An 11,908-nucleotide genomic window follows, 5' to 3' on the forward strand; every position below is an offset into this window, starting at 1 on the left:
GCCAAAGCTAGAGTTTTAAGTATAATTGTAATGATGTCTAGGCCTCTTCCATAGTATGATACACGTTCATAACGTCATCATCTTCCTCCAGTTTTTCAATAAGTTTCTCCACATCGGCCATTTCAGCTTCCGATAATTTCTTTGTGATCTGCGGAATTCTTTCAAAACCAGAGGAAAGAATTTCTAAGCCTCTATTCTCTAATTCTTTCTGGATGGTTCCAAAACTTCCAAAAGGAGCATAAATCAAGATACCGTCTTCATCTTCAAAAACTTCCTCAGCTCCAAAATCGATTAATTCTAACTCTAGTTCTTCAGGATCCATTCCATTGGCTGGAATTCTGAAGTTGCAGGTATGATCAAACATAAATTCTACAGAACCTTGCGTTCCCATAGTTCCGTTGCATTTGTTGAAATAACTTCTAACATTAGCTACCGTTCTGTTGTTATTATCCGTTGCAGTTTCCACTAGGATTGCAATTCCATGCGGTGCATATCCTTCAAATAAAACTTCTTTATAATTGGCTGTGTCTTTATCAGTTGCTTTTTTTATGGCGCGTTCCACATTTTCTTTCGGCATATTTACTGCCTTAGAGTTCTGGATAACGGCTCTTAATCTAGAGTTGGCATCAGGATTTGGTCCGCCTTCCTTTACAGCCATTACAATATCTTTTCCAATTCTGGTAAATGCTTTGGCCATTGCTGACCAACGTTTCATTTTTCTTCCTTTTCTAAATTCAAATGCTCTTCCCATTACTAATTTATTATTTTGAACTGCAAAAATACAGCTATTAGTTATTTTTTCAAATGTTTTTATTAATCAATTGGTACGTGTTTTGAAATAAAAGTAGTTCCCGCTGTATTCCAAGAATTGATTGCGTTTGACCGCTCTGTATTGAACTTCGTGTTGAGTTTGTTATAAGTCCCTACTTCTTTATTCAACTCATTTACTAGCAAATTGAAATTATCTACCTCTGCTTTTGTTCGGCTCTTCGTAGCTTTATCATCCATTGTTTTCTTACTTTCCTGAAATTTTTGGTTCAACATCATAAAACCAATAACTCCTGGAGCGAATTCTACAGCTTCTTTTTTACTGAATTCCAATACTTTTTTCGTTGCATTAACTAAAAGTAAATCGTTTTTATACGGTTTGAATGTTTTCAGTTTATCTAACCCTTCGTTTGAATATTGTTCTAGCGCATTGCTGTTTTGTTGTATGGCGTTCAAATTGTTTTCGGCTATTGCTTTCATTAAGACAGATTCTGTAAAATTCACTTTAAAAAAGATTAAGTACAATTGCGTATGATTTTCAAAAACTTCGTTAGAGATTTTCATCTTTTTGCCCAGTTCACTGTTATCCTCGCCAATTTGGATACCATATTTGGTTGCAAATATTTTTTGGTTGGCATTCAATTTATCAACTTCTTCATTAATTTTTGCATTAACTAAATCTCTCGCTAAAATAAAAGCTTCCATAAAATCATACGACTGTTCCGCCACTTCTTGCATGTCTATGATTTTTTCATATTCCTGATTAATTTGTTTTTCGGAAATGGATAAAAAGGCTAACAATTGGTTTTTATATTCCACATCTCCTTTGTAACCCTCTTTTAGTGCTTCAATTTTTTTGGCGGCAGTTTGTATACTTCTAACTAACGTTTTTCTAGTAACATCAATTTTTCTTGCATTTTTACTGTGCGCCACTGCGGATGTATATTTCCAAGTAGTTCTTGCAATAACATCCGTTTCTTTACCAATATAATTTAGATAGTCCACAGGTGTTTTAAACTCTTGAGCAGTAGCTAAAGTTACTGTAAACAAAAATAGAAGTGAGGTAAAGGTTGATTTCATAGTGTATGGTTTAGTTTATTTGGTTATTGTAATGTAATCGTTCAGTATAGCGACAGCTTCCTCTAAATAGGGACTGTTTTTAAGATTTTGAATTTTGTACGTATTAATATCTTGCTGAAAAGCATCGAATTTTAATTTTTCTAAATCATAAGAAGTGTTTGAAATAGTGAAGTTACACTGACTATCGACTATTTTTTTAACCTTTTTCCAGAGCGAATCAATCTGATGAACATCATTAAATACATCTTTAAAAACCAATCGTGTTGGTTTTTTAGGATTGTTGTAAAGTGCATTTATTTGGTCATTTGCAACACTTATTTCATTAAAAAGAGTTGCAGATTTTATTCTGGAATTACTTAGGTGAATTAATTCTGAAAAATGGGTTTTTGGCAATGGATTAAAGCGGGCTTTGGTTATAATTACATCATTTTTGAAAGCTGTTTTGTAATTGATTTCGCGAGGAATAATGCTATCAAATAATACTGGAAGCGAAATGTCAGGAATAATGCCTTTTATTTGATGGCTTTCACCTGTAATTCTATAGAATTTTTCAATGGTTATTTTAACGAAATCCTGCTGATTTTGCTCGTCTAAAGGTAAAATTGACTGCATCGAAGCTTTCCCTAATGACGTGCTTCCAATAATAATTCCTCTATTGTAATCTTGGATTGCTGCTGCAAAAAATTCACTCGCTGATGCAGAGTTTCCATTGATTAACAGCACTATTGGACCCGTGTAAACACTTCCACGATTGTAATCTTTAAGAATAGTTTGATTGGCTTTGCTGTCTACTAAAACAGACACAGGCCCTATATCTATGAACATTCCAGCTAATTTTATCGCTTCTTCTATCGAACCACCGCCGTTGTTTTGAAGATCAATTACGAGTCCCTTAATGTTGTCTTTTTGAAGTTTCACAATTTCTTTGGCAACATCATCGGCACAACCTTGAACGGTATTGCCTTCAAAATTGGAGTAAAAACTTGGGATGTTTATATAGCCAATTTTAGTTTCCTTTTCGGCAATAAAGCTATAAACGGCATTATCATCCGCTTTCATTAATTGTTTTTGGAGAAAAACCTTCAGGACTGCCCCGTTTTTTTTCTGTATCGTCAATTCAATTTCAGTTTGGGAATCAGAAAAGATCAATTCTCCAATCCTTTCAATCGAAGAACAGGAAACAGTATATTCGATTCCTTTAGTATTTGAAACTTTCAGAATGACATCTTCTTTGTCAAACTTATTGGTCTTTGCGGCGGGTCCGCCAGGTACAATTTCAGCTATGATGATTTCTTCCTTCTCATTAAAGCTAACATTCAAACCTAAAGAAAGGGTACTTGTTGATAATCCCGACATGAAACTGGATTTAGCAGCTAGTGAAAAATAATTGGAGTGAGGGTCAAAATAAGTGCAAAAAAGATTTAAAAAAGTATTTTGAAGATCATCATCAATTCGGTTTTTAGTTTCTAAAATGCTATTGACTTGGCATAAATTAGCATCGAATAATCTTGCTTTAGTTGTTTTTTCAAGTGTAACAAAGTTTTGAGTCAGCGAATCTAAATTGGTGCTCAATTTCGAAATATCTTCCAGAATATCATATTTAATTCTCTTTTTCCAAATACGTTCTAGGTCAGTCGCAACTAGGTCAAACGGAAAGTTTTTCTTGGAGAATCTAACAGAGTCTTTAGTCGTATAATCAAAAGGGTCTTTTTGTATTTTTTCAAGTACTTTCTTTTTTCGGATTAAAGCCAATTTATAAACAGAAACAAATTCATTCATAAAAGAACAATTATTCTGTAAAATATAATTGTCTAATTGTAGCCTATGTTGACGTAGTTTTTGATATTCAATTTGGGTAAATAAATTTCTATTGGAGTCCAAAGCATCCATAAAACTATCAAAAACAAAAACCGATAAACTGTCGTCTACCGGTTTTGGTTGGTAATGTTCCCGCTGAAGTAGCGTGTTTATTTTAGAAACTATTTCACAGGTTTTTGCATCATTTTGACCAAATAATGAAAATGTAGTCAATAAAAATGCGAGTGAAATCTTTTTCATTTACTTTTATTTCTTGTAAAAAGGCAATTTCACCACTTTGGCAGGAACATCATTTTTACGAATTCTGATAAAGATATCACTATCTAAAGCGCTATTTTCAACTGTCACGTAACCTAAACCAATTCCTTTATTCATTGAAGGAGACATCGTTCCTGATGTTACAATTCCAATTACATTTCCGGCAGCATTCACAATTTCATAGTCATGTCTTGGTACAGCGCGTTCTTGCATTTCAAAAGCAACCAGTTTTTTAGTGACACCTGCTTCTTTTTGTTTTTTCAAATTTTCTGAATTCGTGAATTCTTTGTTGAATTTCGTAATCCAACCCAATCCAGCTTCAAGAGGAGATGTAGTATCATTAATATCATTTCCGTACAAACAGAAACCCATTTCTAAACGCAGCGTATCACGTGCGGCTAGTCCAATTGGTTTAATTCCAAATGCAGCACCCGCTTCAAAAACTTTATTCCATACTTGTTCCACTTCCGAATTCTTGCAATAAATCTCAAATCCTCCAGAACCAGTGTAACCCGTAGCCGAAATGATTACGTTTTCAATTCCAGCAAAATCACCCACTTCAAAATGATAATAAGGAATCGCTGCTAAATCTTTGGATGTCAAGGATTGCATTGCTTCAACGGCTTTGGGTCCTTGAATTGCCAACAAAGAATAATCATCCGATAGATTTTTCATCTCCACATCCAAATCGTTATGACTTGAAATCCAGTTCCAATCTTTTTCAATATTCGACGCATTTACCACCAATAAATACTGTTCCTCTTTCATTTTATAGACAATCAAATCATCTACAATTCCGCCGTCATTGTTTGGTAAACAAGAATATTGCGCTCTTCCAATCGTCAAAGTGGAAGCATCATTCGAAGTCACTTTTTGAATCAAAGCCAATGCATTTGGACCCGTAAGTAGAAATTCTCCCATGTGTGACACGTCAAAAACACCCACAGCATTTCTAACCGTTTCGTGTTCTGCATTGACTCCTTCATATAAAATTGGCATATTGTATCCCGCAAACGGAAGCATTTTCGCTCCCAAACTCTCATGTATGTGCGTAAGCGCAGTATTTTTCATTGTGTTTTTGTATAAAATTTGATGGTGCTAATTTATTGATTTTTTATGGAGTGGCAAAGTCAAAGAGAAATTGATTCAAACGATTTCGAAAATCACAAATCACTTTATTAGATAATTGGTTTTAGGAGCTTTTTCCAGCTATCCATTGCAAGTCCTCGTCTCGCCAAAAAAGGCTCGACTGTGGGCTTTCCATTTCTATCTGGGCTAGGGTATTTGTCTATTTAATTCCATTCTTCTTTAAAAACTTATTCCCGTTGACTAAACCAAAAAAGACAAATCAAAATGGGTTTGAAGTGTCTTTTTTTTCTAAAACCAAACCATCTTAGTACTTAGCCGATACTCCAGTTTTGGGTAATGATTGTTTAATAAATTCTCTAATGTCTTCATTTGCCGTTTCCAAATCTTTTTTTCTTAAATACATCATGTGTCCGCTTCGGTAGCCTTTCCAACTCATTCTGTCTTTTAGTCTTCCGCTTGGATCCATTTGCCATAAATTGTATTTCGAGTTGAAATAATCGCAGGCGCCGTCATAATATCCGGACTGAACCATTACATGCAAATACGGATTTTGTGCCATGGCTTGACGCAGATTTTCTCCGGTTTTATCATTGGAATCATCCCAAGGTCTCACAGATCCAAACATATTGTATTTGAAATCCGTTTTGTAATTCAAATTATTGCGCAAATACATGTTAATGGCAGGTGTAAAAGAGTGGAGCCAAGAAGTAAGTTCTGCATTAAAATCTGGACTGTCTCCAGAATCTTTGCGATCAATTCCTTTATATCGAGAATCCAGTCTTCCCACAGTAAATCCTTTATCACGTAACAATTCTTTCCAAAAGTAATCATAAGGAACATCCAGATTATTTTGCATAACCACTTTTTCCGAAATACCGGAATAACGCGCTATTTTAGCGGCAATTTCTTTTCTTTTTTGCTCGTCAAGTGAGCCACCTTTGCTTAAAGAAGGAAGCAGTTCATTAATGGTAAAATCTTCTACTTCTGGAAGCATATCAGTCAAATCTTTATTCTGTAAATCGGGTGGCAGCATTTTGTGATACCAAGCTGTCGCTGCAAAATAGGGTAGTTTCAGTGCCGCTTCAGAAGCGACTCCGCGCGCAATTCCTAATTCTGTTGGCGAAACCAATATCACACCGTTTAAATACATCCATTCGCTGTTTTGTAATTCTAGCGCCAATCCTGAAACGCGTGTAGTACCATAGCTTTCGCCAATTAGGTATTTTGGCGAAGCCCAGCGATTGGTTCGGGATACAAATCCATTAATCCAGTCGGCAAGGTATTTAATGTCGGCATTTACACCAAAGAATTTTGTAGTTGGTATTTCTTTACTCGTTGCTCTTGAATACGCGGTATTGACCGGATTTACAAAAACAATATCGGCAACATCCAAAATAGAATAGGGATTTTCTTTGATTCCATAAGGCTGCAAAGGATAACCTTCCTCATCAATATTTAATAAACTAGGGCCGGTGTAAGCGATTTGCATCCAAACGGAAGCTGAACCTGGACCACCGTTAAAGGAAATCACTAGTGGGCGGGAAGCACGATCTTTAAAATCGGAGCGTTCATAATAGGTGTAAAACAATCCTGCAATTGCTTTTCCTTCTTCGTCCCAAACGGGCATGGTTCCTGTGGTTGCTTTGTAAGAAATTTTTTGTCCTTTGATTGTTGTAGTGTGTTCTGTAACCACATTTTCATCGGGATTGAACACAAGATTTGCGGGAGAAGATTTTTCATCTTTGGCAAGCCCTTTTGTTTTTTTTGATTCAGAACCAGTTTGTTGTGCGTAAGAATGATTTATAAATGCAGAGAATACTAATAAAAACAGTGTTTTTTTCATGAGATGGTTAATAGGATTTAGTTTTAGGAACAAAGTTTAAAAATACTAATGTATTGTTTTTTAAAACAATGGCAAATACCGTCAGAACATATTTACGATAAATAAAGACAATTTAAAATCTATCTTTGAAAGTATGCAAGTGAATTTTTGAATATCTAAATTCCGAAATTTTATTGTAGGATAAAGAATTTTCATTTAAAATGTGTAATTTTAGACAAACAAATCCTACCATGAATACCATTTATATCGACCAAAAAGAAATTCTAAAACGTTATAAATACATTGATAAACAGACGCATAAAGGCATTCAAGGTCATGCTCTATTAATTGGTGGAAGCTATGGAAAAATAGGTTCCGTTTGTCTTTCTTCCAAAGCTGCACTAAAAACAGGTTGTGGTTTGGTGACTGCTTTTGTTCCCAAATGTGGGTATGAAATTGTTCAAATCAGTATTCCTGAAGTGACGGTTTTGACAGATGTTCAAGAAAAATTCATCTCAAATATTACGTTTGAAATTGAACCGCAAGCCATCGCAATAGGACCTGGAATCGGACAGGAACTTGCTACTCAAAATGCCTTACATGAATTCCTAAAAACCAATACAATCCCTTTGGTCATTGATGCCGATGCGTTGAATATTTTATCCCAAAACAAATCATGGCTTTCATTATTGGCTCCAAAAACTATTATCACGCCACACCCGAAAGAATTGGAACGATTGATAGGAAAGTGGAATTCGGAGGAAGAAAAATTTGAAAAAACAAAACTCTTTTCGAAGCAATATAATTTGATTGTAGTCATGAAAGGAGCACCAACGCATACTATTGATGGCGAAACAATTTATGAAAATTCCACTGGAAATGCTGCGCTAGCAACGGCAGGAAGTGGGGATGTTTTAACTGGGATGATTACCAGTTTATTGGCGCAATCCTATGAACCGGTGAATGCGGCAATTCTAGGTATTTACCTTCACGGATTAACCGCTGATATTGCTTTGCCGGAAACAGGTTATCAGTCTTTTATAGCTTCAAATGTCATCGAGAATATTGGAAAAGCCTATTTGACTTTAGAAAATGCTCAGAAATAGCAATAGTAGCTATAAAATCCATCCCACTTATTTGTAAGTTTGTAGCAACGCAAAAAGCGTAATTAAAATTAGATTATGGAAAATAGCCCCCATCTAAGAACCGTAAATGTTACCCGATATATCACTCCTTTGCGAGAAGGTGGTTCTTTGCCTGCATTGGCTGAAGCCGATGATGATTTTAAATACGTTTTAAAATTTAAAGGTGCCGGTCATGGCGTAAAAGCCTTAATCGCCGAATTGATTGGCGGAGAAATTGCTCGTGTTTTGAAATTAAAAATTCCAGAATTGGTGTATGCTAATCTGGATGAAGCATTTGGACGCACTGAAGCGGATGAAGAAATTCAAGATTTATTACAAGGCAGTCAAGGACTTAATTTAGCATTACATTTTTTATCAGGAGCCATAAATTATGATCCCGTTGTCACTGTTGTCGATTCAAAATTAGCCTCCCAGGTGGTGTGGTTGGATGCGTATATTACTAATGTGGATCGTACGTTTAGAAATACTAATATGCTGATGTGGCATAAGGAATTGTGGCTAATTGATCATGGTGCATGTTTGTATTTTCATCATTCGTGGACCAATTGGGAAAAACAGGCTCAAAGTCCTTTCGCATTGATCAAAGATCATGTACTGCTGCCACAAGCTTCTTTGTTGAAGGAAACCGATGTTTTATTCAAAAATATTTTAACAAAAGAAGTTTTGCAGTCGATTGTTAACCTTATTCCTGAGGAATGGCTCAAGTGGGAAGACAGCGAGGATGCTCCCGAAGCGCTTCGAGCGATCTATCTACGGTTTTTATTAATTCGATTGAACCATTCTGAAATTTTTATAAATGAAGCCCAAAATGCAAGAGAAACACTTATATGAGTACTCCGTAATCCGAGTTGTACCAAGGGTAGAACGCGAAGAATTCCTTAATGTGGGTATTGTTCTTTTTTGTAAAAAAGCAAAATATATAAAGGTGATTTATGCTCTAGACGAGTCAAAACTCAAAATTTTTGCAAGTGAATTAGACTTGGAACAACTGCAATTAAATTTAGAAGCGTTTCAAAAAATTGGTAATGGAGCTATAACTGGTGGGCCTATCGCGCAATTTGATATTCCATCCCGTTTTCGTTGGTTAACGGCGCTTCGAAGTTCATCTATTCAAACCTCAAGACCACATCCAGGGTTGAGCGCTGATTTAGAACAAACAACCCAACGCTTATTTGAGGAAATGGTGTTATAAATAAAGGAAAATAAATTTTTTAAAAGCCGTTTTGATCTAACACAAGACTTTTACAGCTAACAATAAAATAAAAAATTTATTAATGAAGGCTGTTTAAATGCTTTGCGAGATACTTGCCCATGCTAAAGCTTGCTTGAAGAAGGTAGCCTCCAGTAGGGGCGTCCCAGTCTAACATTTCACCAATACAATAATACCGTTTCAGTTTTTTTAATTCAAAATGTTCATCCACAGCATTAAGTTGGATACCGCCTATAGTAGATATTGCCTCATTTAATAGTCCTGAACCTATAATTTCGATAGGTAGCTCTTTAATGTTTTGTGCTAATAATGTTGGATTAAGGTAGGTTTCTTTTGAAAGGTACTTTTTCAAGAGTCCAATTTGCACAGGACTTAATTTAACCTCTTTTTGCAGTGTTTCGCTTGTCTTCTTGAAGGTTGATTCTTGGATCTTTTGAAGTACAGCAGTGTAATTTAAAGAAGGCTTTAGATCGATACAAATAATGGCTTTTTGGTATTTTTGAAGTTCTTCACGGATTTGTGGACTCAACGCATATATGGCATTTCCTTCTAATCCAAAATGTGTAATGACCGCTTCGCCTTTTTGTCTTTTATTCAAACAGCTCATGGCAATATTTTTAAGCGGACTGCCTTCGTGTTCAGTAATAAAATCTTTCGGCCAATTTACAAGGTAACCGCAATTAGAGGATTGAAACGGTGCTACAGGAATATTTTGCTTTTTAAATAGATCAAGCCATGACCCATCAGAGCCGGTTATTTTCCAACTGCCTCCACCAAGGGCAAAAATAGTATAATCAGATTCTATTTCAGTAGCAGTATTGAAAACGAGAGCGCCTTTCGAGGTCCAGCCTGTCCAAATGTGATTATAACGGATGTCAACAGCCTGTTTTTCAAGAACAGTTACTATTGCGTTCAATACCGTTATGGGTTTAATCCCGATTTCAGGATACACGCGTTTGCTACTGCCCACGTATGTTGGAACGCCAATGGAATCGAGCCAATTTCGAAAATCGTGATTGTCAAATTCATTTAGCGCTTCACGTAAAAAATGCGCGGGAGTATATCGTGCTATAAGTTCCTTGATGGATTCTGAATGAGTCAGATTAAAACCTCCTTTTCCAGCCACCAGAAATTTTCTTCCTACTGTTTTGTTTTTCTCATATAAAGTGACCTTGAATTTTTTGCAATCGAGCGATGCAGCCAGTATAAGTGCTGCGGGACCTCCTCCAATAATTGAAACTGATTTCTTCACGCGGCAAAAATAGGGTTTGTTTTGGCGTTTAACACAGAATCTTTTTTAAATAATTTTACGGTAGTTAAATAATGGATTTAGTTCATGACTTCAAATAGTAGTTATAAAGAGTTAAAAAAGTAGCTTTGATTATAACTTGGGCGTTTCCCATTATAAAAAAGAGGCTATTATCTAAATGGGTAGTAGCCTCTTTTTTAAAATGGGTCGGGCTATTCGCTACAAGTCCTCGTCAAGTTGCGTTACACTTCACTTGGCTGCGGGCTTTGCGCTACTATCCCTAACGCGGGGAGTTGTATAATTGATTTAGAATTCGGTGTACCTTATATATAGGTAGGTATAAAATGTCTTACTATAATAAGTACCGTAAGAAACAAACAAGGAACAACTGCCCAGACGATAAAAAACTTAACCTATCTCAGATGATAGTGCAGTCAAGGACCTAATTTCAGGATTAATCCTGTCTGTGATCCTACCAAAGCGACTTAGAGAACCAATAAATGTCTCAAAGGGATTGCATTTCCAATCGCTGCTAGCGCGATATAATGATAAAAAAACTAGATTTTGGTCCTTTTAGTATGCTTAGCTTTGGAAAGGGAGAGAGAAGTACAAAAAACTTTTACTTTCAAAATTCACGGTTTCAGTAAGTTAAAGCTAAAGTTAAGAAAAGGATAAAAAAAGAGTTTAAAAAAGCTTGAATACCGGTATAAAGGAGTTAGTTTTGCACCCGCAACAACGGCAAACGTTCTTTTAAATACTGGCAAGCACACTGAATTAAATTAGAAATTTTTTTTCTAAAAAGATTTAAAAAAGCTTGTGAGATTAGAAAACAGATGTTACCTTTGCACCCCGCAAAACGCGCAATGTTCCTTGAGAGACTGGTAAGAAAAGATAAAGAAAAGAAGTTTTAAATCTTCAAAAAAAACTTTAAATTTTTCTTGCGAGAAACAAAAGAAGTTGTTACTTTTGCACCCGCTTCGAGAAACACTTTAACAAGTGTTGATTGAGACGAAAAAAAAGATAAGAACACGTTCCTAGACATATTGAATTGACAGCCGTTTTAACAGAGATGTTAGAACAAAAGAATAAGAGTAATAGAATCGAGAGATTTGAAAAAACCGATAGAATTGGAGTCGAATAAACAAAGAGAACAGATTTATCTGAACTCAAACAATATACGATGAAGAGTTTGATCCTGGCTCAGGATGAACGCTAGCGGCAGGCTTAACACATGCAAGTCGAGGGGTATAGTTCTTCGGAATTAGAGACCGGCGCACGGGTGCGTAACGCGTATGCAATCTACCTTTCACAAAGGGATAGCCCAGAGAAATTTGGATTAATACCTTATAGTATATCGAGTTGGCATCAACATGATATTAAAGATTTATCGGTGAAAGATGAGCATGCGTCCCATTAGTTAGTTGGTAAGGTAACGGCTTACCAAGACAACGATGGGTAGGGGTCCTGAG

Annotated in this window: 9 protein-coding genes and 1 rRNA gene; 4 read left to right on the top strand and 6 right to left on the bottom strand. The window is 35.8% G+C overall.

Going from position 1 to position 11,908, the window contains the following annotated elements:
- Window positions 1-37 precede the first annotated feature (37 nt).
- The 5 genes from BUC11_RS10870 to BUC11_RS10890 form a co-directional block, all read right to left on the bottom strand.
- Complete coding sequence (locus BUC11_RS10870) at window positions 38-751, bottom strand: YebC/PmpR family DNA-binding transcriptional regulator (protein WP_073354010.1); 714 nt, start codon at window positions 749-751, stop codon at window positions 38-40.
- Window positions 752-813: 62 nt separating this feature from the next.
- Window positions 814-1,848, bottom strand: coding sequence for an LIC11966 family surface protein (locus BUC11_RS10875; protein ID WP_073354011.1), 1,035 nt, complete (start codon window positions 1,846-1,848; stop codon window positions 814-816).
- Window positions 1,849-1,863: 15 nt separating this feature from the next.
- Window positions 1,864-3,906, bottom strand: a complete 2,043-nt coding sequence (locus BUC11_RS10880; RefSeq protein WP_073354013.1) for a S41 family peptidase — start codon at window positions 3,904-3,906, stop codon at window positions 1,864-1,866.
- A 6-nt stretch (window positions 3,907-3,912) separates the two neighbouring features.
- Window positions 3,913-4,995, bottom strand: a complete 1,083-nt coding sequence (gene gcvT / locus BUC11_RS10885) for a glycine cleavage system aminomethyltransferase GcvT (protein ID WP_073354014.1) — start codon at window positions 4,993-4,995, stop codon at window positions 3,913-3,915.
- Between the two features lie 322 nt (window positions 4,996-5,317).
- A complete protein-coding gene (locus BUC11_RS10890; protein ID WP_073354016.1) occupies window positions 5,318-6,856 on the bottom strand; it encodes a S10 family peptidase in 1,539 nt (512 codons plus the stop codon).
- A gap of 230 nt (window positions 6,857-7,086) precedes the next feature.
- On the opposite strand from BUC11_RS10890, the gene BUC11_RS10895 reads away from it, so the two are divergent.
- The 3 genes from BUC11_RS10895 to BUC11_RS10905 all read left to right on the top strand — a co-directional run bounded on the left by BUC11_RS10895 (window position 7,087) and on the right by BUC11_RS10905 (window position 9,172).
- Entirely contained in the window at window positions 7,087-7,941 is an 855-nt protein-coding gene (locus BUC11_RS10895) for an NAD(P)H-hydrate dehydratase (protein WP_073354025.1), read from the top strand.
- 75 nt (window positions 7,942-8,016) lie between these two features.
- Window positions 8,017-8,811, top strand: coding sequence for a HipA family kinase (locus BUC11_RS10900; RefSeq protein WP_073354017.1), 795 nt, complete (start codon window positions 8,017-8,019; stop codon window positions 8,809-8,811).
- Window positions 8,789-9,172, top strand: a complete 384-nt coding sequence (locus BUC11_RS10905) for a DUF3037 domain-containing protein (RefSeq protein WP_073354019.1) — start codon at window positions 8,789-8,791, stop codon at window positions 9,170-9,172. Before BUC11_RS10900 ends, BUC11_RS10905 begins: the two co-directional genes overlap by 23 nt.
- 79 nt (window positions 9,173-9,251) lie before the next feature.
- Here the strand turns inward: BUC11_RS10905 and BUC11_RS10910 are convergent, their stop codons facing one another.
- On the bottom strand, window positions 9,252-10,442 hold the full coding sequence (locus tag BUC11_RS10910) for an aminoacetone oxidase family FAD-binding enzyme (RefSeq protein WP_073354020.1): 1,191 nt from the start codon (window positions 10,440-10,442) through the stop codon (window positions 9,252-9,254).
- 1,174 nt (window positions 10,443-11,616) lie between these two features.
- Between BUC11_RS10910 and BUC11_RS10915 the strand changes: the two genes are divergently transcribed.
- Window positions 11,617-11,908 (top strand): 16S ribosomal RNA (locus BUC11_RS10915); the annotation flags it as partial.

The sequence above is a fragment of the Flavobacterium xanthum genome (genome assembly GCF_900142695.1).
GTDB classification, from domain to species: domain Bacteria; phylum Bacteroidota; class Bacteroidia; order Flavobacteriales; family Flavobacteriaceae; genus Flavobacterium; species Flavobacterium xanthum.